Source organism: Mesorhizobium sp. ES1-3 (genome assembly GCF_020164795.1).
Classification (GTDB): domain Bacteria; phylum Pseudomonadota; class Alphaproteobacteria; order Rhizobiales; family Rhizobiaceae; genus Mesorhizobium.
This window is the reverse complement of record NZ_JAIUGW010000004.1, coordinates 230,101-253,009: the sequence shown is the minus strand read 5'-3', so window position 1 is coordinate 253,009 and position 22,909 is coordinate 230,101. Positions and strand designations below refer to the sequence as shown.

24 protein-coding genes are annotated in these 22,909 nt (G+C 63.2%); 11 read left to right on the top strand and 13 right to left on the bottom strand.

What is annotated here, in order from left to right; translation table 11 throughout:
• Positions 1 to 42: 42 nt before the first annotated feature.
• Complete coding sequence (locus LB536_RS08455) at positions 43 to 747, bottom strand: pyrimidine 5'-nucleotidase (protein ID WP_224590982.1); 705 nt, start codon at positions 745 to 747, stop codon at positions 43 to 45.
• Between the two features lie 161 nt (positions 748 to 908).
• Between LB536_RS08455 and LB536_RS08450 the strand changes: the two genes are divergently transcribed.
• The 3 genes from LB536_RS08450 to LB536_RS08440 all read left to right on the top strand — a co-directional run bounded on the left by LB536_RS08450 (position 909) and on the right by LB536_RS08440 (position 3,477).
• The gene (locus tag LB536_RS08450; protein ID WP_140757391.1) at positions 909 to 1,670 is read left to right on the top strand and encodes a GGDEF domain-containing protein; all 762 of its coding nucleotides are present in this window, start codon (positions 909 to 911) and stop codon (positions 1,668 to 1,670) included.
• 185 nt (positions 1,671 to 1,855) lie between these two features.
• The gene (locus LB536_RS08445) at positions 1,856 to 2,041 is read left to right on the top strand and encodes a hypothetical protein (protein WP_224590980.1); all 186 of its coding nucleotides are present in this window, start codon (positions 1,856 to 1,858) and stop codon (positions 2,039 to 2,041) included.
• Complete coding sequence (locus tag LB536_RS08440) at positions 2,038 to 3,477, top strand: GMC oxidoreductase (RefSeq protein WP_140811061.1); 1,440 nt, start codon at positions 2,038 to 2,040, stop codon at positions 3,475 to 3,477. Before LB536_RS08445 ends, LB536_RS08440 begins: the two co-directional genes overlap by 4 nt.
• 176 nt (positions 3,478 to 3,653) lie before the next feature.
• On the opposite strand, the gene LB536_RS08435 is transcribed toward LB536_RS08440, so the two are convergent.
• The 3 genes from LB536_RS08435 to LB536_RS08425 all read right to left on the bottom strand — a co-directional run bounded on the left by LB536_RS08435 (position 3,654) and on the right by LB536_RS08425 (position 6,766).
• Complete coding sequence (locus LB536_RS08435; protein ID WP_224591270.1) at positions 3,654 to 4,622, bottom strand: amino acid ABC transporter permease; 969 nt, start codon at positions 4,620 to 4,622, stop codon at positions 3,654 to 3,656.
• Positions 4,619 to 5,923: an NAD(P)/FAD-dependent oxidoreductase gene (locus tag LB536_RS08430; protein WP_224590978.1), complete on the bottom strand. Its 1,305-nt coding sequence runs from the start codon at positions 5,921 to 5,923 to the stop codon at positions 4,619 to 4,621. The genes LB536_RS08435 and LB536_RS08430 overlap by 4 nt, the downstream gene beginning before the upstream one ends.
• A 78-nt stretch (positions 5,924 to 6,001) precedes the next feature.
• Positions 6,002 to 6,766, bottom strand: a complete 765-nt coding sequence (locus LB536_RS08425; protein ID WP_224591268.1) for a transporter substrate-binding domain-containing protein — start codon at positions 6,764 to 6,766, stop codon at positions 6,002 to 6,004.
• A 432-nt stretch (positions 6,767 to 7,198) separates the two neighbouring features.
• Here LB536_RS08425 and LB536_RS08420 point away from each other — a divergent pair, with 432 nt between their 5' ends.
• Positions 7,199 to 7,645: an Lrp/AsnC family transcriptional regulator gene (locus LB536_RS08420; RefSeq protein WP_224590976.1), complete on the top strand. Its 447-nt coding sequence runs from the start codon at positions 7,199 to 7,201 to the stop codon at positions 7,643 to 7,645.
• Positions 7,646 to 7,707: 62 nt separating this feature from the next.
• Here the strand turns inward: LB536_RS08420 and phhA are convergent, their stop codons facing one another.
• The gene (gene phhA / locus LB536_RS08415) at positions 7,708 to 8,544 is read right to left on the bottom strand and encodes a phenylalanine 4-monooxygenase (protein WP_224590975.1); all 837 of its coding nucleotides are present in this window, start codon (positions 8,542 to 8,544) and stop codon (positions 7,708 to 7,710) included.
• Between the two features lie 139 nt (positions 8,545 to 8,683).
• Here phhA and LB536_RS08410 point away from each other — a divergent pair, with 139 nt between their 5' ends.
• The 3 genes from LB536_RS08410 to LB536_RS08400 all read left to right on the top strand — a co-directional run bounded on the left by LB536_RS08410 (position 8,684) and on the right by LB536_RS08400 (position 11,388).
• The gene (locus tag LB536_RS08410) at positions 8,684 to 9,160 is read left to right on the top strand and encodes an Lrp/AsnC family transcriptional regulator (protein WP_224590972.1); all 477 of its coding nucleotides are present in this window, start codon (positions 8,684 to 8,686) and stop codon (positions 9,158 to 9,160) included.
• Between the two features lie 108 nt (positions 9,161 to 9,268).
• A complete protein-coding gene (gene bchE / locus LB536_RS08405; protein ID WP_224590970.1) occupies positions 9,269 to 10,852 on the top strand; it encodes a magnesium-protoporphyrin IX monomethyl ester anaerobic oxidative cyclase in 1,584 nt (527 codons plus the stop codon).
• A 77-nt stretch (positions 10,853 to 10,929) separates the two neighbouring features.
• The gene (locus tag LB536_RS08400; RefSeq protein ID WP_224590969.1) at positions 10,930 to 11,388 is read left to right on the top strand and encodes a RidA family protein; all 459 of its coding nucleotides are present in this window, start codon (positions 10,930 to 10,932) and stop codon (positions 11,386 to 11,388) included.
• 27 nt (positions 11,389 to 11,415) lie between these two features.
• Here LB536_RS08400 and argB read toward each other — a convergent pair whose 3' ends face one another.
• Both argB and LB536_RS08390 read right to left on the bottom strand, forming a co-directional pair.
• Positions 11,416 to 12,309 (bottom strand): acetylglutamate kinase, encoded by an 894-nt coding sequence (argB, locus tag LB536_RS08395; RefSeq protein ID WP_140757402.1) that lies wholly within the window; start codon positions 12,307 to 12,309, stop codon positions 11,416 to 11,418.
• Positions 12,310 to 12,409: 100 nt separating this feature from the next.
• Positions 12,410 to 13,909 carry an amidase gene (locus tag LB536_RS08390; protein WP_224590967.1) on the bottom strand — a complete coding sequence of 500 codons (1,500 nt, stop codon included), beginning with the start codon at positions 13,907 to 13,909 and terminating at the stop codon, positions 12,410 to 12,412.
• Here LB536_RS08390 and LB536_RS08385 point away from each other — a divergent pair.
• Both LB536_RS08385 and msrB read left to right on the top strand, forming a co-directional pair.
• Positions 13,908 to 14,042, top strand: coding sequence for a fasciclin domain-containing protein (locus LB536_RS08385; protein ID WP_224590964.1), 135 nt, complete (start codon positions 13,908 to 13,910; stop codon positions 14,040 to 14,042). The genes LB536_RS08390 and LB536_RS08385 overlap by 2 nt on opposite strands.
• A gap of 224 nt (positions 14,043 to 14,266) precedes the next feature.
• Positions 14,267 to 14,770, top strand: coding sequence for a peptide-methionine (R)-S-oxide reductase MsrB (msrB, locus tag LB536_RS08380; RefSeq protein WP_224590963.1), 504 nt, complete (start codon positions 14,267 to 14,269; stop codon positions 14,768 to 14,770).
• Positions 14,771 to 15,354: 584 nt separating this feature from the next.
• On the opposite strand, the gene LB536_RS08375 is transcribed toward msrB, so the two are convergent.
• Both LB536_RS08375 and LB536_RS08370 read right to left on the bottom strand, forming a co-directional pair.
• Complete coding sequence (locus tag LB536_RS08375; protein WP_411966536.1) at positions 15,355 to 16,950, bottom strand: DHA2 family efflux MFS transporter permease subunit; 1,596 nt, start codon at positions 16,948 to 16,950, stop codon at positions 15,355 to 15,357.
• Positions 16,951 to 17,024: 74 nt separating this feature from the next.
• On the bottom strand, positions 17,025 to 18,215 hold the full coding sequence (locus LB536_RS08370; RefSeq protein WP_224590961.1) for an HlyD family secretion protein: 1,191 nt from the start codon (positions 18,213 to 18,215) through the stop codon (positions 17,025 to 17,027).
• A gap of 128 nt (positions 18,216 to 18,343) precedes the next feature.
• On the opposite strand from LB536_RS08370, the gene LB536_RS08365 reads away from it, so the two are divergent.
• On the top strand, positions 18,344 to 19,069 hold the full coding sequence (locus tag LB536_RS08365) for a TetR/AcrR family transcriptional regulator (RefSeq protein ID WP_140811048.1): 726 nt from the start codon (positions 18,344 to 18,346) through the stop codon (positions 19,067 to 19,069).
• A 142-nt stretch (positions 19,070 to 19,211) separates the two neighbouring features.
• Positions 19,212 to 20,024, top strand: a complete 813-nt coding sequence (locus LB536_RS08360; RefSeq protein WP_224590959.1) for a tetratricopeptide repeat protein — start codon at positions 19,212 to 19,214, stop codon at positions 20,022 to 20,024.
• 124 nt (positions 20,025 to 20,148) lie between these two features.
• Here the strand turns inward: LB536_RS08360 and LB536_RS08355 are convergent, their stop codons facing one another.
• The 4 genes from LB536_RS08355 to LB536_RS08340 form a co-directional block, all read right to left on the bottom strand.
• The gene (locus LB536_RS08355) at positions 20,149 to 20,850 is read right to left on the bottom strand and encodes a hypothetical protein (protein ID WP_224590957.1); all 702 of its coding nucleotides are present in this window, start codon (positions 20,848 to 20,850) and stop codon (positions 20,149 to 20,151) included.
• Positions 20,851 to 21,024: 174 nt separating this feature from the next.
• Entirely contained in the window at positions 21,025 to 21,684 is a 660-nt protein-coding gene (yihA, locus tag LB536_RS08350) for a ribosome biogenesis GTP-binding protein YihA/YsxC (RefSeq protein WP_027143852.1), read from the bottom strand.
• Positions 21,681 to 22,319 (bottom strand): CatB-related O-acetyltransferase, encoded by a 639-nt coding sequence (locus LB536_RS08345; RefSeq protein ID WP_224591264.1) that lies wholly within the window; start codon positions 22,317 to 22,319, stop codon positions 21,681 to 21,683. Before LB536_RS08345 ends, yihA begins: the two co-directional genes overlap by 4 nt.
• Before the next feature lie 122 nt (positions 22,320 to 22,441).
• Positions 22,442 to 22,756 (bottom strand): hypothetical protein, encoded by a 315-nt coding sequence (locus LB536_RS08340; RefSeq protein WP_140757426.1) that lies wholly within the window; start codon positions 22,754 to 22,756, stop codon positions 22,442 to 22,444.
• Between the last annotated feature and the right edge of the window lie 153 nt (positions 22,757 to 22,909).

The following is a 22,909-nucleotide window of genomic DNA, read 5'->3' as shown; positions in this document are numbered from 1 at the left end:
CCTCAATTCCTCAATTCCTCAATTCCTCAATTCCTCAATTCCTCAATTCCTTACGACTATGGTCGTGAGGAACGTGGCGAGATCGTCGGTGACGAAATCGACGTCATCCTCGTTGGCCGGGTCGCGTTCCCAGATTTCGGAAAAGGTCGGCTCGAAATTGCGCGGCACCACGAGAACCGTGGTCATGCCCAGCGACTTCGGCACGGAAAGGTTGCGGGCAAGATCCTCGAACATCACCGCATTGTGGCCGGTGACGGCGTGCAGTTCGGCGAACTTCTCGTAGGTCTGGCGCGCCGGCTTGGGGTTGAGGCCGGCGGCGACGATGTCGAAGATGTCGTCGAAATGCTCGAGGATGCCGAGCTGGCGCGCGGTGCGCTCGGCGTGCCTGCGGTCGCCATTGGTGAAGATGAACTTGCGGCCCGGAAGCTGGCGGATGGCGGTGCCGAGAACGGGATCGGGTACCAGCCACGAATAGTCGATGTCATGGACCTTCTCGAGGAAGTCGTCGGGATCGATGCCGTGGCGCGTCATCAGCCCGTTCAGTGTCGTACCGTATTCGAGATAGAGCTCCTTCTGCAGCTTGCGCGCCTCCTCGCGCGGCAGCGCCAGCAATTCCCCGACATAGGCGGTCATCTTGACGTCGATCTGCGAGAACAGATTCGAGTGGTGCGGATAGAGCGTGTTGTCGAGGTCGAACACCCAGTCGGTGACATGGGCGAAGCGGGCGGGATCGGGAAGCGTGGTCATGCGCTCCTTATGGCATGAAACAGGGATTCTGAAAGGGACTTTATCCACAACTTCTTCGCGTTGAAGTTGCAGAAATAACCCCACGATTCAAATTTTATGCATCCCGGAAAGGTAGCCTTCAGGGCTTGCTGGCACAGAGACAGTCCTGTGGGGAGCCTGCGATGAACAGCATCATTCTCAAATCCGCCGCCATCGCCTTCGCCTCCGTCGCTGCATCTCTTCTGCTGACGTTGATCATCGTCCCAGCCATGGGGTTCCCGCTCACGCGAACGATCTGGTTGACATTGACGCTCTGTCCGCTGGTCCTTGCCTGGACGGCGTGCGCCGGCACGTTCTGGCAGAGCGACAGGCTGAAGAACGCCCATCGCGAACTCGCACGTGCCCATGCCCAACTCGCCGCCGCGCACCGCCGCCTGGCGGAAAAGGCGAGCCGCGACGACATGACCGGCATGCTCAACCGGGAGAGCTTCTTCGCCGCGCTGGACGGCTCCCGGCGCAAGTCCGACCGTGGCGCGCTGCTGATCATCGACGCCGATCATTTCAAGACGATCAATGACAATTTCGGCCACCTGACAGGTGACGACGCGCTGCTGTTGATCGCCAGCGCCATCGAGCGCGGCGTGCGCAGCGGCGATGTGCTCGGCCGCATCGGCGGCGAGGAGTTCGGCGCGTTTCTGATCGGAGCCACGGAACAGGAAGCCAAGCGCGTTGCCGAACGGATCCGCCGCGAGGTCGAGCTGATCCGCTTCCGGCCCGTCGATGAACGGACCATTCCGCTGACCGTCAGCATCGGCGGCACCGTCTGCGGCGAGGACGTCAACGTATCGGAACTGATGCGCGCCGCCGACCGGCGCCTCTACCAGGCCAAGCATGCGGGCCGCAACCTGACGATCCTCGATACCGATATTTCCGAAGCCGCATGAGCAGGCCGGGCCGGCACACCTGGCCCGTTAAGAAATCTGTAACCTTGTTTGCATCCGTTTGTGCCGCTTGTCGGCACTTTCACCGCCTCGAGGCCATGCTTGGCACGATATTGGCTTGCCTGACGATGCGTGTGCCGTTCGGGAACGTCATGCGCGTATCGAAGCCCCTAGCAGAGAGACCTGTCATGAGTTTCTCCATCAAAAAAATCTCGCGCCGTACGCTCGTGCAGGCGCTGATCGCCCTGCCTGCCCTGTCCTTGTTCCGCGAGCTGCCTGACGCCGACGTCACCCATGCCGGTTCATCCCGGGTCGACCCTGACGAGATCGTCGAGGTCAATGGCTGGATCCTGAAGCAGAGCGACCTGGCATGATCTTCGACAGCTACGAGGCGTATCGCGCCGCCAACTTTGCGCCAAAGGTCTGCATCCTCGGTTCCGGTCCGGCCGGCACCACGATCGCCAGAAAACTTGGCGCGGCCGGCATCCCGGTAGTGGTGCTGGAAGCCGGTTCGCGGGAATTCAGCGACGGCTCGCAGGACTTTTACCGCGGCACCACCGTCGGTGACTTCTATTTCGATCTCGACATCACCCGGCTGCGGTTCATGGGCGGCAGCTCCAATCACTGGGCCGGTTGGTGCCGCGTGCTCGACAAACTGGATTTCGAGCCGAAGGCCTGGGCGCCCGATACCGGCTGGCCGATCCGTCGCGCCGACATCGAACCCTATCTTGCCGAAGTGCGCGACATCCTCGACCTTCCCGATTTTCGGCCTGATGTGCCGATCTCGGACGACATTCGCTGGGTGCAGCTGATCAAGAGCCCGGCGGTGCGGTTTGCGGAAAAATTTGCCGACGAACTCGACAAGAGCAAAAACATCGCCATCGTGCTCAACACCTACGCCACCGAGCTTGCCGGCGACGGCAAACGGGTGACCGGCGCCAAACTGTGGTCCAACGGCAGGGACGCCGGCTCGTTCAGCGCCGACGATTTCATCGTCTGCACCGGCGGGCTGGAGAATTCACGGCTGTTGCTGTGGTCGAACCAGCGCTCCAACGGCGGCGTCGTGCCGAACGCGACGGCGCTTGGCCGCTACTGGATGGAGCATCCGACCTTCGAGGGCGGCAATGCCATCCTGGCCGACTATGACGCGTTCGAGGTCGATGCCGTCAAGGAGGCCTTCTTCTCGCCGATGCCTGCCGCGATGGATCGGCTCAAGATCATGAATTTCGGCATCAGGCTGATCGAGGCTCCCTATCCGGGCGTCAAAAGCCTCATCGCCGACCTTGCCTGTACGGCGCCGCACATGGCGGAATGGGTATCGCGCAAACTCGACCAGAACCTGCGTTGCGCCGCTCAGCTTTATGTCGCCTGGGAACAGGCGCCGCTGGCTTCGAACCAGATCGAGCTGTCGAAGACCGAGGTCGACCATGCCGGCGTGCCGCGCATTGAGCTGCACTGGAAGAAATCGGAACTGGAACGTCGCACGCTTCTCGAAGGCCTGAAACTGTTCGGCACGACGTTGGCCCAGAAAAACCTGGGCCGGGTGCGCATTGCGGACTGGATCTCTAACGGCGAGGATTATCCGACCAACGAAGAGACGGCGGGCAATCATCACATGGGCGGCACGCGCATGGGCACGGACGTCACCAGGAGCGTGGTGGACGCCAATTGCAAGGTGCATGGCATGGACAATCTCTATGTCGGCGGCTCCTCCGTGTTCTGCACGTCGGGACAAGCCAACCCGACGACGACGATCACCGCGCTCGCCTGCCGGCTTGGCGACCATCTGAGCAAGGTGGTAACGGCCTGAGCGACCTCCATGAAGTCCCAGGGCCGGCGCCAAAAATGGCGCCGGCAGAAGCTCAAAGACCATAGACGGCGATGCGCACCAGCACGGCGGCGGCGGCCAGCGACACCAGCAGGATGCCGAGGCCAATCGGAGAGCCCCAGCCATGCCATTCCATGCTTGGAGGCGATGACCTACGCCTAGCGTTCCGACCGGCCGAAGCGCCGTTCGAGATAGGCCTGGCCAAATTCCAGCGCGATCGACAGGATCCAGTAGATCATCGAGGCGGTGATCAGCATCTCGATATGGCGGAACTCCGTCTGGCCCATCGTGCGGGCGAGATACATGATCTCCCAGACGCCGACGACCGATACCAGCGAGGAATCCTTCAGCATGGCGATGAACTGGTTGCCGGTCGGCGGGATGATGACGCGCATGGCCTGTGGCAGGATGACCAGCGCCATGGTCTGGCCGGGGCTCAGGCCGAGCGCCGTGGCGCCTTCGCTTTGACCACGCGGAATGCTTTCGATGCCGGCGCGGAAGATCTCGGTCATGTAGGCGCCGTAACACAGCGACAGCGCCACGATGCCCGCCGGCACCGCGCCGATCACGTAGCCGACCTGGGGCAGGCCGAGATAGATGATGTAGATCTGCATCAGCAACGGCAGGCCGCGAAACAGCGATGTGTAGAAGGTGGCGAGCCCGTAAACGACGCCGTTTCCGGTCAGTTTGGCGATGGCCCCGACCAGGGCGATCAAGGTCGCGATCAGGATCGAGATCGCCGAAATGTAGAGCGTCGTGGTGACGCCCTGGGTGATCAGGAACCCGACCTTCCTGGCGATGAAGGCAAGGGAGAGGTCGAAGGAATAGAAGAACAGCATCAGCAGCACGAACAGCTCGATCCAGACGCCGACGATCTGCTGCCGCCGGGGCAGGAGTAGCAGCAGTTTGCCATTCGTCAGCACCAGGAGCGCGATCAACACGGCGGAGAGGGCGCGCGACAGAGCGGGGTTGGCCTGCAACCAGTCGGATGCAAGCGGCATCAAAGAGCCGATCCAGCTCGACTTGATGCCCATGGCGTAGAGGGCCGCGGCCAGCAGTGCCGGAAAAAGCGCGCCCGCGGCGCGGCGGGTGAGCCCTGGATGGGAGAGCATCAGCCTGCCGATCATGCCGTCACCTTGTCCCTGGCGGTGGCGTTGCGTTCTCGCCACCAGTCCTGCGCCTGCAATTTCCAATAGGTAAGCTGCGCGGCGGCCAGGCCGGCGGTGCCGCCGGCCCAGCTCAGTCCGAAGGGCGCGAACTGCCGGTACCGGTCCGAGGCGCCCAGAATGCCCTCGGCGACAATTTTTCCGGCAATCGCCGTGGTGTTGAGCCCATGGCCGCCGAAAGCGGTGCAGTACCAGACGCCTGGCTGCAGCTCGCCGATCTGGGGCATCAGATGCCGGGCATAGGACATCAGCCCCGACCACGCCAGTTCGGTCTTGAGGCCGGCAAGCTGCGGGTAGGTGCCGACCATCTCGCGGCGCAATTCGCGCGCCAACGCGTCGGCGGAAGCGGCGCGCGTGGTGATGCGCCCGCCCCACAGGAGACGGTTGCCATTCTCGACCAGGCGATAATAGTCGCCGGCCCGCCTGTTGTCGCCGACGGCATCCGTCGTGGCCACCGCTTGCGCGATGAGGCGGGGAGCCGCCTCGGAAACCATGACATAGGTCGCGATGGGCAGGAAGGCGCGGTAGAGCTGGCCGAATACCGGCCCGGTGTAGCCGCCGGTGGCGAGCACGATCCGGGACGCCCGAAGCGTGCCCTGTCTGGTGCGAAGCATCTTTTGCGGCCCCGAGAGGTCGCATTCCACGACCTCGGAGCTTTCATGAATCTCGCCGCCAAGCCGCTCGATCTCGTCGGCCAGGCAACGCAGATAGTTGAGCGGATGGATGTGAAAGGCGTTCGGGTCGCGCAGGCCCTGGTGGTAGCGGACGGACTTCAGCACCGACCGGACGTCCTCCCTGTCGAGATACTGAAGTTCATAGCCATGGTCGCGGGCCATCTGTTCGGCATAGGCCTTCAGCGCGTCGCCGTCGTCGTAGCGCAAGACGCTGAGCAGGCCGGCACGCGGCATGGCGGCCGATATTCCGAGCGCCTCGATCGTGTCGCGCACGAATTCCACGCCTTCGATCGATAGCCGATGCAGGTCGCGCGCTGCCTTCCCGCCGACACGTGCGGCGATATTGTCGCCGGCGGTGGCGAAGCCGGGCGTGACGAAACCGCCATTGCGGCCCGAAGCGCCGAAACCGACGAGCTGGGCTTCCAGCACGGCGACATGCAGTCCGGCGCGCGCCAGCTGCAGCGCTGTCGTCAACCCGGCCAATCCGGCGCCAACGACGGCCACGTCACATTGCGCCTCGCCTTTGAGCGAAGGTCGCGTCTTCCGGTCGGTCAGGGTGCGGGCGTAATAGGTGTCCGGATAGGCCATCGATGACTTTGCGGTGAGGAGCATGCATTTGGTGGGGTGAAGTCCGCCGGCTGCCGAGGGACAGCCGGCGGAATGACTTTACTTGGCGCTGTAGTCCTTGCCGTACCACTTCGTGGTCAGCGCGGCGAGCGTGCCGTCCGTCTTCATCCCGGTGATGATGCCGGCGACCTTTGCGGTCCACTCGGGATCCTTCTTTTCGGCGATGACGACGAGCGGCTCGCGGAAGGCGTACTCGCCTTCCAGGATCTTCACGGGATAGCCGTTCTTGATGGCGTTCTGCGCCGTCTGCTCCGGCGCGATCACGGCATTGAGGCGCACGCCGTCGCCAAGCCGCAGGTCATCGAAGGGAAGCATGGAATCCGCGTAGGTGCGGATCTCGCCCGGCTCCAGCTTGTATTCGATGGGAGCCAGGCCGGGCGCGTCGATTTCGAGCTTGCGGCGGATGAAATCCTCCGAGGTGGTGGCCGTCTCGACGCCGATGATCTTGCCGTTGAGATCGGCGATCGACTTCGCGCCGCTGTCCTTGTGCAGGACGTAGACATAGGGGCTGTAATAATAGATGCCGACAAAGTCGATCACCTTGGAGCGGGCCTTGGTCGGCGTGACCGATCCGACGCCGAGATCGTAGCGCCCCTGCCAGCGTCCGCCGGTCAGCGTCGCCCAGTCGGGCGTTTCGAACGAGACATCGACACCAAGCCGCTTGCCGATCTCGCGCGAGACATCGATGTCGAACCCGGCGAGTTCATTGCTGTCGTCGAGAAAGCTCTGTGGCGGCCAGGCTGCGTTGGTGGCAATGACCATCGCCTTTTTCGACGTTACGCGGTCCAGGGTTTCCCCGGCCATGGCCGCCGTCGTGATCGCGAATGTCGCGGCGGCAAGAACGGCTAAATCGAGCAGCTTTTTCAAAGTTATCCTCCCTTGTGGTTGAAACTGATAGGATGCGTAACGTCGGACCTCAGCGCTTTCAGCCACAGCTTCAACGCGGATCGGTTTCGGTTTGTGCCCACCACAGCCGAAGCTCGTTCCCCCTGATGGACCGGCGTTTATTACCCCAGACAGTCAGGTCGCAAAAAGAAGGGTTCTACCCGGCGAAATGCGGGATAATGGCGATCACGCAGTCATTGCGTGCCTTGAGACGACAAAGTGCCGGATATGGTCGCCTTGTTCCGTTCGCGCCGGCCAGTCTTCTGGCAGTCTTCCGGATTGTCGCGGGGACGGTTCAGCCGATAGGATCGCGCGGCGGTTACTGCGCGGATCGAGCGAGAGGATTTGTTTGTGGAATTGACCGAGAAGGATCGTCAGCTGCTCGCGCTGATGCAGAAGAATGCGCGTGAGCCGGTCGCGTCACTGGCGCGTCAGCTCGGCGTATCGCGGACAGCGCTGCAGGAGCGGATCCAGAAGCTCGAGGCCGGCGGTATTATCGAAGGCTATACCGTGCGGCTGACCAAGGAGGTCGCCCAGAATGCCGTCCACTGTTTCACGCTCGCCGCCCTCAACAACAAGAGCTATCCGGACGTCTCCAGAAAGATCAAGGCGATGCCCTCGATCCAGGCGGTCTACGCCATTACCGGCGAGTGGGACCTGATCATCCACCTTGCCGCCGAGACGCTTGAGAAGCTGAACCGGGAGGTGAATGCGGTGAATGAAATCAACGGTGTCGTCAAAACCGCTTCCCATGTGGTGATGGAGACGAAGTTCAACCGGACCATCTACGCATTGTAGGAGGTGGCGGGATGTCCAGGCGGCGGAGAACGCCCCGCCGCCGGGGCCGCCATGTAGGCGAATTAGACCGTCGCCGGATCGAGCGCTGGCTCGCCCTTGCGGCGCGCGACAATCGCCTCGAAATCCGCGGTCTGGAAGGCATCGCGCAAGGCGTCGAAGGACGGCAGCACGAAATAGGCGCGCTGGAATTTGTCGATCTCGTAACCGGTACGCATCACCGTCTCAAGGTCGAAAGGCACATGGTGGGCGTCCTTGCTCTCGACCGCGAACTGCAATTCGGTAAAGGACGACATCAGGCCGGCGCCGAACGCCTTCAGCGGCTGGCCGGGCTCCTGCATCAGGCCGTATTCGGCCGTGTACCAATAGAGCCGCGTGATCATCTCGTCGCCGCCGAGTGCGATGATGTCGCCGGCCTTTTTGCCATACATCTGCATGAAGTCGGCGAACACCGGCTGCGACAGCACCGGCACATGGCCGAAGAAATCGTGGAACATGTCCGGCTCGACGATGTAGTCGAGTTCCTGCCTTGTCCGCAGCCAGTTGGTGACCGGGAAGTGGCGGTTGGCGAGGTGATCGAAGAAGGGGGCGGCCGGAATGAGGCCGGGCACGGCGACGATTTCCCAGCCGGTGAGCTTGCGCAGCTTGGCGCTGACGTCAGCAAAATCGGGGATGCGATCGAGAAGGCCGAGCTTCTCGACGCCGTCGAGATAGGAGTGGTGGGCGAGCTTGCGCGTCAGCTTGGTCTGGCGGTCGCACAGCGTGCGCCACACCGCCTGCTCCTCGGCGCTGTAATCATAGCCCTGTGCCACGGTGAAATCGGCGCGACACACCGAATAGTCGCCGCGCAACCCTTGCGCCGCGCAGTCGCGGGCATATTCGGCAACGCTCATCGTCGTCATGGTTTTTCTCCTCGCAAAGCATCAATGGTCGACGTGCCGCAAGGCTAGCCCGACCTGCGGAGGCAAATCGGTTTTGATGATGGCTCGGTCGCCACATTTGAGATAATATTCACTCACAATCTGCATAATGGGAGTGAAAATGGCTCAATTCGACGATTTCGAGATCAGGATGCTCGATGTCCTCCAACGCGACGGGCGCAAACCGGTCTCCGAACTGGCGCAGGAGATCGGCCTCTCCACCACGCCCTGCGCGCGGCGCTTCGAAGCGCTGCAGGAAGCCGGCATCATCAAGGGCTTTGCCGCCGTGATCAGTCGCCGCGCGGTCGGCCTGATGGTCGAGGTGTTCATCCAGGTGCGCCTCGTCAGCCACAGCGACGGCTCGCCCGAAAGCTTCATTGCCGCCGTTCAGCGCATGGACGAGGTGTCGTCGTGCTGGACGATGACCGGCGACCACGACTTTTTGCTGCATGTCATGGTGCCGTCGGTCGACGAGCTCAACGCCTTCGTCATGCATCGGCTGATGCGGCTCGACGGCGTGCGGGACGTCCACACGCAACTGGTGCTGCAAAACATCAAGGGCCCTGGCCACGTGCCGCTCGCGCATCTCAGGCGCTGATGCCCTCCTAGTTTCTGCGGAAAAGCTGCAAGCAAACTGCTGAAACGGGCCAATCGGGCGGCACTATCGCCGGCCAGCATGCGCGGACCAACTCCCTGGAGGTCCGCCATGAACATCGTCCTGATCAATCCGCCGCACACAGCCATCGGCAGCCGCGTGCCCGACGATCACTTGCCGCCGCTTGGTCTTCTGGCGATCGGGGGTCCGCTCACCGACGCCGGCCACGCGGTGCGGCTCGTCGATGCCGAGTTCGGGCCGATGCCGCTCGCCTCGGTCGTCGCGCAAGCCCTGAAGGACTGCCCCGACTTCGTCCTGATCGGCCATTCCGGATCGACCTCGGCGCATCCGACCGCCCTATTGATCGCCGCAATGATCAAGGCGCGCGAGCCGGCGACGATCATCCTCTATGGCGGCGTGTTCCCGACCTATCACTGGCATGACATCCTCACCGAAACCGACGTTTTCGACTTCATCGTGCGCGGCGAGGGCGAAGCGACCGTGGTGGCGCTGGTCGAGGCGGTGGAAATGCGCCAGCCGCCGGCAAGCGTTGCCGGCATCGCCTATCGCGATGACCTCGATCGTCCCTTCGCCACGCAAGCGGCGATGACCATCGCCGACCTCGACGCCTACCGCGTCGGCTGGGAGTTGATCGATCACCGCAGATACAGTTACTGGGGCGGCAAGCGCGCCGTGGTCATGCAGTTTTCGCGCGGCTGCCCGCATCTGTGCAATTATTGCGGTCAGCGCGGCTTCTGGACCCGCTGGCGGCATCGCGATCCCAAGAAATTCGCGCAGGAGATCGCCTGGCTGCACCGCGAGCACGGCGTCGAGCTGATCAACCTCGCCGACGAGAACCCGACCGTCTCGAAGAAGGCCTGGCGCGCTTTCCTGGATGCGATGATCGCCGAGGACGTGCCGGTGCTGATCGTCGGCTCGACACGCGCCGACGACATCGTGCGCGACGCCGACATGCTGCACCTCTACCGCAAGGCCGGCGTCATCCGCTGGCTGCTCGGCATGGAAAACACCGACGAGCAGACGCTCGCATTGATCCGCAAGGGCGGCAGCACCTCGTCTGACCGCGAGGCGATAAGGCTGCTGCGAAAGCACGGTATCTTGTCGATGGCGACCTGGGTGGTCGGTTTCGAGGACGAACGGTTTCGCGATCTGTGGCGCGGCTTCCGCCAGCTCCTCGCCTATGACCCCGACCAGATCCAGGCGCTCTATGTGACGCCGCATCGCTGGACGCCGTTCTTCCGCATCGCTCGCGACCGCAGGGTCATCCAAAGGGACGCCCGCCTGTGGGACTACAAGCATCAGGTGCTGCACATGACCCGGCTGAAGCCGTGGATGCTGTTCTTCTCGGTCAAGCTGATCGAACTGGCGGTGCAGTCGCGGCCGAAGGCGCTGGCGCGCATCCTGTTCCACCCCGACCCCGAGCAGCGGCATTCGATGCGCTGGTACACCAAAATGGGCCGCCGCGTCTGGTTCCGCGAGGTCTGGGGATTCCTGGTGACCGACCGCCGGATGACAGGCGGCCCGACGCTCGCCGAATTCTGGGGCGCACCGCAGGACGCCGAGGAGGAATCGATGGTCTTTCAGCGTCCGGCGAAGAGACCTGTAACGGTGCCTGCCGCCGCGCAACCTGCCGCGCTCGAACCGCACGCCTTTCGCGTCTCGCCACCGCACTGACCCGTCTCGCCCTCGCCGCCAGCGGTCAACGCGCTAATTTCCAGCGATCGGACGATGGTGATTGGCAGGAGGAAGCGATGCACCTTGTCACGCATAGGAAGATGAAGGGCGGCCGGCTCATGCCTTGGGGGAAAGGCACTGTCGTGACCGGCGCCAAGGGATATGTCTCTCTTGCCGGCAATACGGGCACGGCCGAGAATTATGACCCGTCGAGCGGCAAGGATGGCGCCGTCGGCGACGCGGCGACGCAATGGCGCTCCATATTGGCGAACATCAAATCGGATCTGGAAGAACTCGGCAGTTCGCTCGAATATCTCGTCAAGATAACCCAGTATGTCAAAGGGCCGTTTCCAGACGGCGGCGTGCTGAGCTCGCCCAACTTCCGGCTGGACGTCATGGACGAGTTCTTCGCCGAGCACTGCCCGAAGCACTGCAGCTACAACAATCCGCCGCCATCGGAAGTGATCGGGGTTGCCGCGCTTGCGCATCCCGATCTCGTCGTCGAGATCGGGGCCGTCGCCGCTCTGCCGGACTGAGGATGCCAGGCGCCGAAGCGCAAGATATCAGGGCACGATCAGTGTGCCGGCGCCGTGTTCGGTGAAAAGTTCGAGCAGCACTGAATGCGGCGTCTTGCCGTTGAGGATGACGACGCCTTCGACGCCGCGCTCGATCGCCTCGATGCAGGTCTCGACCTTGGGGATCATGCCGCCCGAGACCGTGCCGTCCTTGATCAGCGCCCTGGCCTCGGCGACCGTCAGTTCGTCGATCAGCTTCTTGTCCTTGTCGAGCACGCCCGGCACGTCGGTGAGGAACAGAAGGCGCGAGGCCTTGCAGGCGCCGGCGATGGCGCCGGCGAAAGTGTCGGCGTTGATGTTGTAGGTGTGACCGTCGCGGCCGGGCGCCACCGGCGCCAGCACCGGGATCATTTCGGAGCGCGCCAGGAGATCGAGCAGCGTGCGGTCGACCTCGACCGGCTCGCCGACGAAACCGAGATCGAGCACGCGCTCGATGTTGGAATCGGGGTCGATCATGGTCTTACGCGCCTTTTCGGCGAACACCATGTTGCCGTCTTTGCCGCAGAGGCCGATCGCCCATTCGCCCTCGGCATTGATCAGCGCGACGATCTCCTTGTTGATCGACCCGGCCAGCACCATCTCGACGATCTCGACGGTCTTCTGGTCGGTGACGCGCAGGCCGCCCTCGAACTTGGATTCGATGCCCATCTTGTTCAGCATGGCGCCGATCTGCGGGCCGCCGCCATGGACGACGATCGGGTTGACACCGGATTGCTTCAACAGTGCGATGTCGCGCGCGAAGGCCTTGCCGAGCTCGATATCGCCCATGGCGTGGCCGCCATATTTCACCACGACGGTTCTATTCTCGTAGCGCTGCATGTAGGGCAGCGCACGCGACAAGAGGGCAGCCTGCATTTCGGCGGTGGCGGTGATGTCCGTCATCGGGCGTTCCTGGATATCTATAGGGACGGCGGCGTCTTAGCGGGAATTGACGCGAGCCGCAAATGGCATTGCTGTCATATTCGAGCGGTTCACGGTGTCGTCATTGTGACGGCACCATCAGCGGCGCCCGCCGCGTCAGCCAGCCCGAGATTTTCTCCATCTGCGCGGCGAGCGACAGAAGCGTTTCCTCGTCGCCCGGGCGGCCGGCGGCCTGGATGCCGAGCGGCAGGCCGGCGTCCGTGACATGGACGGGGAGCGCAATCGACGGCTGTCCGCTGACATTCTGGATCGCGGGCCAATGCGTGAACCAAAGGCTCTTGTCCATCAACTGGCCGAACACTGGTTTGATCTTGAGCAAGGAGGTGAGGTGAAGCTTGTCGAGCAGGTTCTCGACGAGTTCATCGGCACCTTTGGGATCCATGGCGCCGCAGGCAAGCGGCGGGTGCGCGATGATGGGCATCAGCACCGCATCATAGCGCGCGGTCTCCGTGATCAGTTGCCGAGAGGCGGTGTGCAGGCGCTGCAGGCCGGCATAGGTCTCGCCGGCCGAGACCATTTCGCCCAACCGGCCGAGCACCCGCGTGGCGCGCTCGACGTCGCCCGTTACGGAACGGCCGACGCGCAGCGCTTCGGCCCGCAGCGAGCCGGCGACGGCGGAGGCGACCGTCGTGCAGAAATCGGCGAAGAAATCGCGGCCGATGAAGGGCAGTTCGATGTCCTCGACCGAATGGCCGCCTTCACGGGCGAGTGCCACGGCAATGTCGAGCGCCTTGAGCGTCTCGGCCGAAATCGGCAGGCCAAGCGGCGACTTGCGGTACACCGCCAGCCTGAGCTTGCCGGGCTCGCGTGCCGCAGCGGCGGCGAACGTGCCCTTCGGCGGCAGCGCGGCATAAGGCGCCAGTGTATCGGGACCATGGGTGAGGTCGAGCAGCAGCGCGCAGTCGCGCACCGAGCGGGTGACGGCGTGATCGACGACCATGCCGTACCAGCTTTCGCTCACCAGCGGCGACAGCGGGACGCGGCCGCGCGAAGTCTTGAGGCCGACAAGCCCGCTGCAGGCCGACGGCACGCGGATCGAGCCGCCGCCATCCGAGGCATGCGCCAGCGGCACGACGCCGGCGGCGACCAGCGCTGCCGAACCGCCCGACGAACCGCCGGTGGTGTGGCCGGTATTCCAGGGATTGCGGGTGATGCCGAAGGCTTTGGATTCGGTCATCAGCCGCAGCCCGTGCTCGGGCGAGGTCGAGGTGACGATCGGGATCAGCCCGGCGGCGAGATAGCGCTCGGTCATCACCGAATTGAAATCGGGCACCCAGGCCGGAATGCGGCTGCCGCCATGCGAGGGCACGCCCTTGACGGCGATGCCGAGATCCTTGATGGCAAAGGGCACGCCGGCCAGCGGCAACGAACGGTCGATGCCCTTTGCCCGGGTCCGTGCGGCCTCATAGAGCGGCTCTGCCGTGGCGTTGATTTCGGGGCGGGTGGCCTCGGCCCTGGCGATCGCCGCCTCGGTCAGTTCGATCGCCGACAGTTCACCCCTGCGCATCAGACCGGCTAGACCGGTTGCGTCTTCTTCCCACAGGATCCGTTCGACCGACATGCGCACTCCCCCCCGTTGCCGCCGCCAAGCTAGCCAGCGGCAATTCCCTTGGCAATCGAAGCCTGCGCCCGATGTCGAACAGTCCAACGGCGTCATCCACGTCATCGACAAGGTTCTGCTCCCGAAGATGTGATCGGGTGAACGATGTAACGAGGCGCTTGCCGCGGACGAACCCGTTGCAAGAGCCCTCCGTCATTGCGTCGTCTCGCTCCCGTGACCCGCAATCGACATGCGTGCTCCGCGCCGTCCACGATCAACCGTGGAACGGCGCGGAGTGTCGTTTGGGCAACCGTCACCGGCTTTTGACTTTCGGGCGGCGGCATAGTTTGGCAAAACAGACGACAGGAGGAACTGGTCATGAACCGTCGCGACTTTCTTTTGAGTGGTGCCGCCGCTATCGGCGTCGTCGGGGCCGCGGCAGCGATGCTGCGCATGGGCACCCCGCAGGCCGCGCAAGCCGCCGAGAAATTCGAGGTCACCAAGACAGACGACGAGTGGAAAGCCATCCTATCGCCGGCCGCCTTCGACGTGCTGCGCAAGGAGGGCACCGAGTATCCCGGCACCAGCCCGCTGCTCAACGAACACCGCAAGGGCATTTTCGCCTGCGCCGGCTGCGACCTGCCAGTCTATCCCTCTGAGACGAAATTCGATTCCGGCACCGGCTGGCCGAGCTTCTGGCAGGAGATCGCCAATGGCATCGGCAAGACCGAGGACCGCTCGCTGGGCATGACCCGCACCGAGGTGCATTGCCGCCGCTGCGGCGGCCATCTCGGCCATGTCTTCGACGACGGTCCGGCGCCGACCGGCCTGCGCCACTGCATCAACGGCGTGGCGCTGACCTTCAAGCCCACGACCGCCTGACAAGGTAGGTTCTACGCTTCAGGGAACGCAGAGCTGCCCTATTGCTGGCCTAGATGCTCGAGACGAGTTGAAAGGCCAGAGTGATCGTTACGACAATTGGTAAAACCGCGCCTAACACCATCATGGCAAGAATGCAGTGGAACCGGACAGGCTGGGTCTCTCGGGAAATGTTGCCGGTGCGTTGGCTGACAACACCGGCTGCAAACCATCCACGCAAGTTCGTCAAACAAACACGAACCCACAATGGACAGCCGATCACACACGCCACCAGCAAGATGGCAAGAACCCAAGTCTCCATTACGATCAGATATCCGGAGATGTTTTAATCATTCGTGCTGCCTGCATGCGGCTTCCGCTCGATTCGAGCTTAACGGCGAGCTGCTAAATATCTAGTTTGTCTTGGAATTACGCCAGGTCCAAGCGGATATAAAAAAGCTCCGGGCTTTGCGGCCCGGAGCTTTTTGCGTGGTCGGAGCTTTCGGGCGTGGACTGGAGGAGCTTCCCGAAACCGCTGCCACGGTTTTCATTTTTTGCCTTCACGCAATTCCAGACGGAAAACCGCTTCACACTTTCCTGGAATTGCTTCAGTGCCCGCCGCCTCCGCCACCACCGGGCGCGGCCGGCTTCTTGATCAGCATGGTGAAGAACCCCAGCGTCCCGAACAGGACGGTCAGCAGGTAGAACACATCCATGAACGACAGCAGCGCCGCCTGCTGGTGGACCATGCCCGACAGCTCGGAGATCGCCGCACTTGTGGCGTCCAGGCCGGTGGTTTGCTCGAAATTGAGCGTCATGTTCTGCAGCTTGGTCTGCGCGGCGGCACTGCCCCACTGCACATGCTCGGAGAGCCGGGCATAGTGGAAGGCATTGCGGTCGATCAGCACGGTGTTGATGAGGGCAAGGCCGACGGCGCCGCCAAGGTTGCGGGTGAGGTTGAACAGTCCGGACGCATTCTTCAACCGGTCCGGCGGCAAGGTGCCGAGCGCGATGTTGTTGATCGGCACCATGCACAGCATCATCGAACAGCCGCGCAGGATCTGCGGGATGAGCAGCTCGTAAAAGTCCCAGTCGGCGGTCAGATGCGTCATCCACCAGGTGCCGGTGGCGAAGCCGAACAGGCCGATCATCATCATCAGCCGCAAATCCATCTTGCTCGACAGGAAGCCGGAGATGGGCGCGGTGAAGAACATGGCCAGGCCGCTGACGAACAGCGCTTCGCCGATCATCATCGAATCGTAGCCGCGGATGCGTCCGAGGAAGACCGGATAGAGATAGGTCAGGCCATAGAGGCCGATGCCGATGACGAAGGAAAACAGCGAGCCGAAGGCGAAATTGATGTTGCTGAACGCCTTGAGGTCGACGATCGGTTCCTCGGCTGTGAAGACACGCCAGAAGAAGATCACCGCGCCGATGGTCATGATGATGGCGCAGATGAACACGGCCTGGTCCTGCAGCCAGTCATTGTTCGGACCTTCCTCGAGCACATATTCCATGCAGCCGAGGAAGGCGGCCATGCCGGCGAGGCCCCACCAGTCGAACTTCGAGAACAGCTTGAGATTGGGCTTGTCGAAATCGATCAGCGACCAGGCCGCGGTCGCCACCAGGATGCCCGGCACGACATTGACCAGGAACAGCCAGTGCCATGAAAAGGCGTGGCTGATATAGCCGCCGACGGTCGGGCCGATCGTTGGCGCCAGCGTCGCCACCAGGCCGATCATCGGCGAGACGATGGCGCGGCGCGACGGCGGGAAGATGGTGAAGGCCGCCGCGAAGACACTCGGGATCATGCCGCCGCCGATGAAACCCTGCACGGCGCGGTAGACGATCATCTGATCGATGTTGGTGGCGGTCGCGGCCAGCGCACTGGCCGCGGTGAAGCCAGCGGCCGCGACGGTGAACAGCACGCGCGTCGACAGCATCCGGCTGAGGAAGCCCGACAGCGGGATCATGACCACCTCGGCGATCAGATAGGCCGTCTGCACCCAGGGGATCTCGTCGGAGCTGGCGCTGAGGCCGGCCTGGATCTCGGACAGCGAGGCCGAGACGATCTGGATGTCCAGGATCGCCATGAACATGCCGAACACCATCGCCAGGAAGGCGATGATGCGTCGCGTCGAGATCGTGTCGGGCGCGGCCGGCATCGCCGGCGGCGCTCCTGCGGTGATGGTTGCGGTTGCCATGTCCTGAGCCTCCTTGAGGCAGGCCGGGCGGCTTGGCGCTTCAATCAGCCACCAAGCCGCCCTCCGAAAAGCGCTTAGTTACTGGTCGTGGCGGGCGCGGTGCGGCTGTCGACGGCGACGACGACGCTCAAGCCGGCGCGCAGCTTGCCGGTCTTCAGCGCATCGGCCGGCACGTCGATGCGGACCGGCACGCGCTGCACCACCTTGGTGAAGTTGCCGGTGGCGTTTTCCGGCGGCAGCAGCGAGAACACCGCGCCCGACGCCGGCGCCAGCGAGGAGACCGTCCCCTGGATGGGGTGGCCGTCGATGGCGTCGACCGAGATGTTGACCTTTTCGCCGGGCACGAGCCGCGCAAGCTGCGTCTCCTTGAAATTGGCGACGATGTAGAGCTTGTCCATCGGCACGACCACGGCGAGCTTCTGGCCGGGGCTGACCAGATCGCCCTGTTCGACGGAGCGGTTGCCGACGACGCCGTCATACGGCGCCTTGAGCACGGTGAAGGAGAGATCGCGCGCGGCCTTGTCGTGGCCGAGCTGCAGCGACGCCAGCGTGCTGGCGGATTCCGCGCGCTGCGCCTCGAGCACGCCGATATTGGCCTGCGCGGCGGCAATCTGCGCGTCGGCGCCGACGAGCGCGGCATTGGCCTGGTCGAGCGCGGTCTGGGCGTCGTCCAGCTGTGCCTGCGTGCCGACATGAGTCTTGACCAGTTGCGCGGCGCGCTGCTGGGCACGGCCGGCATTGGCGGCGGCGGCCTGGTCGGCGACCTTCTGCGCCTGTGCCTGCTGCAGCGAAGCCTGCGCGGCCTTGGTCTGCGCGTCGATGCGGTCGAGTGTCTTTGCCAGCGTGGCGATCTGCGCCTCGGCCTGGGCAACGGCGATCTTGTAGTCCCCGGCGTCGATCGTCAGCAGGGGATCGCCGGCCTTGACCTGCTGGTTCTCTCCGACCAGGACCTGATCGACATAGCCGGAAATTTTTGGCGAGACGAACGCCATATCGGCCTGGACATAGGCGTCATCAGTCGAGATCATGAAGCGGCCCGTGGTCCAGTAGTCATAGCCGTACCAGGCGCCGCCGCTCAAAAGGGCAAGGCCGATGATCGGCAGCAGGAAGGAGCGCGCCGAGCGCTTCTTCTTGGCCGGAGCTTCGGCCTCAGGTGGCGGCGCGACGGCCGGCTGGACATGCACATCGGGCGCTTCCGTCGCCGGGGCAACCTTGGCGTTGGGGAAAGGACGGACTTCGGCGGTGGCGGGCGTGTTCGAGGACATGACATCTCGCTAAAGTTATAATACTGAACCGTTCGGTTCGATCTGGGCGTTGACATAGCGTGAAAAGAGGACCATATCAAGGGGAAATCGAACCGGTTGGTTCGAATTATTTTCGAGGTGTGACTTTAATGGTTGAGCCTGTGAGCAACGCCGAAACCGACCCCTGCGAAGACCTGCTGGACGGTCTGCGCCGTGGGCGCCCGGCGGCCGGACAGGATCCGGTCAAGCGCAGCCAGATCATCGACGGCGCCCGCCGTGTCTTCATCGAAAAAGGCTTCGAGGCTGCCTCGATGAACGACATCACGCGCGAGGCCGGCGTGTCGAAAGGCACCATCTATGTCTACTTCGCCAACAAGGAAGAGCTGTTTGAGGCGCTGATCGAGGAAGAGCGCGGCACGATCTTCAAGAACATGTACGACATGCTCGACCGCGCCGACGACCTGCGCCAGACGCTGGTCAAGTTCGGCAAGGTGCTGTCCATGAAGATCACCTCGGCCAAGGTCATCCAGGCGCAGCGCACGGTTATCGGCGCCTCCGACAGGATACCGGACATGGGCGCGCGCTTTTACGAACGCGGTCCCAAGCGCGGCCATGACAAGGTCGCGACGTTCCTCAATGCCGCCATCGAGCGCGGCCTGCTCGAGATCGACGACGTCGACCTCGCCGCCTATCAGTTCACCGAACTGTGCCTGGCCGGCCTTTTCCGGCAGTGCATCTTCGCCTACCGCACCAAGGCCCCGACACAGGACGAGATCGACCACATCGTCAGGTCGGGCGTCGACATGTTCCTGAAAGCCTATGGCACCGAAAGGATGGCCGAGGAAGAAAGGGCCTCAAAGCTCACCCTGACATGACGCCCCTAAACGGCCTCCAGTGGCCGATTTTTGCGGGGACCGGCTTGACCTCCAGGCGCTGAGCGTCAAGGTCTGGATAACCGGGCCGAACGAAGCATTCCGCGGGAATGTTTCTCGTTCGCGAGCGTGAAGGCAGATCGGGATGGGCGATCCGAAGCTCCATAGTCAGATGCGACGCATCGTGGCGGACTTCAACGCCGGTCGCCACGAGCAGGCGCGGCTGCTTTGCGAGAAGGCTCTTCGCCAAGCGGCGGACGACCCTGCCCTCAACCACCTCATGGCCGCCGTTCTTTTCGCCAAGGGAGAGATATTGGGAGCCCGCACCCATATTCAGGCAAGTCTGGCGATCCGGGCTGACAACGCATCCGCTCAATTGCTCGCCGGCCGCCTGGCGCGGGCGGCACGGGATTTTGACCAAGCGCTGTTCCATCTCTCACGCGCGGCGGAATTGCCGCCTAGCGCCGCTGTGCTCATCGAGCAGGCGCGAACGCTCGACGAGGCAGGCGACCGGACCCAGGCGCTCGAGGCATGGCGACAGGTGACAATTGCCGATCCCCTGTCGGCGGAAGCGGCGGCGCGTCTCGGCCGCATGCTGTTCGAGGACGGGATGCCTGCCGATGCGGCACCTTTGCTGGAGCGGGCCGTAACGGGAAACGCGCCTGCATCGGCATGGTTTGACCTCGCCCTTGTCAGGCAGGATCTGCATGATCATGTGGGGGCGGCGGCCGCCTATCGCAAAGCGCTGGAGATACGTCCCGACGACGCCGAGGCGGCGGTCAATCTGGGGGTAACGCTTCAGGAAACGGGCGATATGGACGCCGCGATCGAGGCCTATCGAACGGCCTACGAGCAGCGCGCCACGACCTTCGGCATCATTGCGATGGCCCTGACGTCAGCGCCGCACGGCAAGCTTTGGATCGATCGCGACGCGTTGAAGGGCTTGCTTGGAGGCTAATGCATGTCGCCCGGAAGTGTCCTCGGTTCCGGGACTACGACATGCATAAAATCAGAAGCTTACAGCATGTCGCGGCCAATACTATTCGCCGCGACATGCTGTGAGAGCAATTCCAGGAAAAGTTCTAGCGGGCGCGTTTTACGCGAAACCGCTTCCGGTAGACGCCGGGTTCGGCAAGAACATCGGCGACGGTTTTTTCATAGGAGGCCTTGCGCACGGCATCGAAGCTCTCGAAGACGAGCTCGGGCGCGGCGCGCGGCACGGGAAAGCATTGCGCAACCGGTGTGCCCTTCGCCAGCACGCCGGAGAAACCCTGGTCGGTCCAAATCGCCGGGAAATTGATGCCGGCGTCCTGGAAGTGATCCGAATCGACGACACCGGTCACCAGGCGGAAGGGAAGATCATCGCGGTTGACCGGATGGGTGGCGAAGAGGGACCAGCCTTCCTCCAGCTCGATCGTCCAGAAACTGTTGAATTTTATGGCTGCCAGCCCGTTGGAGAACGGCGCGCCGGCGAGCTGTTCGGCGACATGGAAACTGAGCGGCGAACGCGGGTGGCCCTTCGTTGATGGCTCGGCGATGTCCCACCGCCATTCGAAGGCCCCGTTCTCGACGGTCACATCGCATGGCAGCAGGATCATGAAGCCATGTGTCATGGCGTCGACGAAGGGCGGACACTGTTTTACCGTCCTGATCTCTCGCCCATGGATTTCCGAATAGGCTTTCGGAGGCATCTTGCGGAGCCAGTCGGGCAGGACGCCCCGCGCCGGAACCGGCCGGGGCAGCGTTTCGGCAAGCACGGGATCACAACGAAAAACGATACGCATCCGGTTGCCCTCGAACGGCACTGCGATGTTGACGGATTGCCAGGGTGCGGTCAACGGATCGCGTCGGACGACTACGGCATGTCGCGGCGAATAGGATTCGCCCGACCTGCTGTAAGTTTCTGATTTTATGCATGTCGTCGTCCCGGAACCGAGGACACTTCCGGGCGACAAGCATTAGCCGCCATTGGCGGCAAGCACGATCGCGGCCTGCAATTCCTCGAGGCCTTCGCCCTTTTCCGATGACGTCGCCAGCACGAACGGAAAGGCAGCCGGCCGCTTCTTGATCTTGGCCAGCGTCTCCTCGATCAGCCGCGGCACGCCGGCGGCCTTGATCTTGTCGGTCTTGGTCAGCACGATCTGGTAGGACACCGCCGCCTTGTCGAGCAGCGACAGCACCTCGTCGTCCTTCGCCTTGATGCCGTGGCGGGCATCGATCAGCACATAGACCCGCTTCAGCGTGACGCGGCCCTTGAGATAATCGAAGACCAGCTTGGTCCACTCGTCGACCTTCTCCTTTGGGGCGGTGGCGTAGCCGTAGCCCGGCATGTCGACCAGCGCCATCGGCGGCAGGTCGGCGCCCTCGCCCGAAAACCCGTCCGGCACGAAATAATTGAGCTCCTGCGTGCGCCCCGGCGTGTTGGAGGTGCGCGCCAGCCCCTTCTGGTTGACCAGGGCATTGATCAGCGACGACTTGCCGACATTGGAGCGGCCCGCAAAGGCGATCTCCGGCGGCCCTTCCGGCGGCAGGAATTTCATGGCCGGTACGCCGCGGATGAAGATCCACCCGCGCGTGAAAAGGTCGGTGCCGATCGCGGTGCTGTTGGGAACGTTCAAGCTGCTGCCTCCAGAAGAGAGATATCGGCGCCCCTGATGGCATCGAGATTGCGGCCGATCTTGTCCACCGGCCAGTCCCACCACGCCACTGCCAGCAGCCGCCGGATCGTCCTGTCGTCGAAACGCATCTTGACCATCTTGGCCGCGTTGCCGGCAACGATCGCATAGGGCGGCACGTCGTGCGTCACAACCGATTTGGCGGCGACGATGGCGCCATGGCCGATTTCTACGCCGGGCAGGATCACCGCCTCCATGCCGATCCAGACATCGTTGCCGACCACGGTATCGCCGCGCACTTCCTTCGACCACGTCGCCGGGTCAAAACCGTTTTCCCAGCCATGACCGAAGATGTTGAACGGGTAGGTCGAGAAGCCGGACATGGCGTGATTGGCGCCGTTCATGATGAAGCGCGCGCCTTCGGCGATGGCGCAGAACTTGCCGATGATGAGCTTGTCGCCGATGAAGGAATAGTGATGCAGCACGCATTTTTCGGCGAATTTGTCCGGCCCGTCAGGGTCGTCATAATAGGTGAAGTCGCCGATCTCGATGTTCGGCGCCGTGACCAAAGGCTTCAGGAAGCCGACGCGGGTGTGCATCGGGATCGGGTGCTTGATGCCGGGGTTGGGTCCGTCCATGTCGAAGTCCGTCCAGGAAGTGATAGCCACGCGGATCCGGGATCCGCGTGCCTGGTCAAAATAACGTGATCCGCCCTATAGCACCAATCGGCTGACGAGCGAGCCTTCCGTGGCGGACAAGCTCATTTGTTGCCGCGGCAGATCACGATCGGGTTGGACAGCGCGCTGTCGAAACCACTGCCTTGATAGACCTGAACGTTCGACGCTCCGGGCGGCAGCATGAAGGTGCCTTCGACGACCTTCTGATCGCCCGCCATCGTGTGGAGATCCCAGCTGAACGTACAGAATTGCGGCGGTGCCTTGGGTTCGACATGGCTGCAGTTGAGCTGCGCGCCGCCCAGCATGGCGGCGCCGCCACAGCTGACCGCATCCTTCGCAGCCGCGGCGGCGGGCCACCCAATGAGAGCCGTGACGGCCGCGATCCTGATCCAATCCATCGCCAAAATCCTTGCCGCATAATCTCGGCGCCTGGCGCGTTTTTCGCGCCGTGGCCCATGCGTTTTTTCGTCCTCGGGGCTTAATCGGTCTTGCGCGGGGCGTCCAGCAGGATTATGTGCATGATGATAATAAGCATGCTCACGAAAAGTTGT

What these genes read in the sequence shown, in the direction of transcription:
- LB536_RS08455 (WP_224590982.1), bottom strand. Translation starts at nt 747, where the DNA reads ATGACCACGCTTCCCGATCCCGCCCGCTTCGCCCATGTCACCGACTGG.
- bchE (WP_224590970.1), top strand. Translation starts at nt 9,269, where the DNA reads ATGAACATCGTCCTGATCAATCCGCCGCACACAGCCATCGGCAGCCGC.
- LB536_RS08430 (WP_224590978.1), bottom strand. Translation starts at nt 5,923, where the DNA reads ATGGCCTATCCGGACACCTATTACGCCCGCACCCTGACCGACCGGAAG.
- LB536_RS08365 (WP_140811048.1), top strand. Translation starts at nt 18,344, where the DNA reads ATGGTTGAGCCTGTGAGCAACGCCGAAACCGACCCCTGCGAAGACCTG.
- LB536_RS08425 (WP_224591268.1), bottom strand. Translation starts at nt 6,766, where the DNA reads ATGGCCGGGGAAACCCTGGACCGCGTAACGTCGAAAAAGGCGATGGTC.
- LB536_RS08370 (WP_224590961.1), bottom strand. Translation starts at nt 18,215, where the DNA reads ATGTCCTCGAACACGCCCGCCACCGCCGAAGTCCGTCCTTTCCCCAAC.
- LB536_RS08340 (WP_140757426.1), bottom strand. Translation starts at nt 22,756, where the DNA reads ATGGATTGGATCAGGATCGCGGCCGTCACGGCTCTCATTGGGTGGCCC.
- msrB (WP_224590963.1), top strand. Translation starts at nt 14,267, where the DNA reads ATGAACCGTCGCGACTTTCTTTTGAGTGGTGCCGCCGCTATCGGCGTC.
- argB (WP_140757402.1), bottom strand. Translation starts at nt 12,309, where the DNA reads ATGACGGACATCACCGCCACCGCCGAAATGCAGGCTGCCCTCTTGTCG.
- LB536_RS08355 (WP_224590957.1), bottom strand. Translation starts at nt 20,850, where the DNA reads ATGCGTATCGTTTTTCGTTGTGATCCCGTGCTTGCCGAAACGCTGCCC.
- LB536_RS08440 (WP_140811061.1), top strand. Translation starts at nt 2,038, where the DNA reads ATGATCTTCGACAGCTACGAGGCGTATCGCGCCGCCAACTTTGCGCCA.
- LB536_RS08435 (WP_224591270.1), bottom strand. Translation starts at nt 4,622, where the DNA reads ATGATCGGCAGGCTGATGCTCTCCCATCCAGGGCTCACCCGCCGCGCC.
- LB536_RS08410 (WP_224590972.1), top strand. Translation starts at nt 8,684, where the DNA reads ATGGCTCAATTCGACGATTTCGAGATCAGGATGCTCGATGTCCTCCAA.
- phhA (WP_224590975.1), bottom strand. Translation starts at nt 8,544, where the DNA reads ATGACGACGATGAGCGTTGCCGAATATGCCCGCGACTGCGCGGCGCAA.
- LB536_RS08360 (WP_224590959.1), top strand. Translation starts at nt 19,212, where the DNA reads ATGGGCGATCCGAAGCTCCATAGTCAGATGCGACGCATCGTGGCGGAC.
- LB536_RS08390 (WP_224590967.1), bottom strand. Translation starts at nt 13,909, where the DNA reads ATGTCGGTCGAACGGATCCTGTGGGAAGAAGACGCAACCGGTCTAGCC.
- LB536_RS08450 (WP_140757391.1), top strand. Translation starts at nt 909, where the DNA reads ATGAACAGCATCATTCTCAAATCCGCCGCCATCGCCTTCGCCTCCGTC.
- LB536_RS08400 (WP_224590969.1), top strand. Translation starts at nt 10,930, where the DNA reads ATGCACCTTGTCACGCATAGGAAGATGAAGGGCGGCCGGCTCATGCCT.
- LB536_RS08445 (WP_224590980.1), top strand. Translation starts at nt 1,856, where the DNA reads ATGAGTTTCTCCATCAAAAAAATCTCGCGCCGTACGCTCGTGCAGGCG.
- LB536_RS08375 (WP_411966536.1), bottom strand. Translation starts at nt 16,950, where the DNA reads ATGGCAACCGCAACCATCACCGCAGGAGCGCCGCCGGCGATGCCGGCC.
- LB536_RS08345 (WP_224591264.1), bottom strand. Translation starts at nt 22,319, where the DNA reads ATGGACGGACCCAACCCCGGCATCAAGCACCCGATCCCGATGCACACC.
- LB536_RS08385 (WP_224590964.1), top strand. Translation starts at nt 13,908, where the DNA reads ATGCGCACTCCCCCCCGTTGCCGCCGCCAAGCTAGCCAGCGGCAATTC.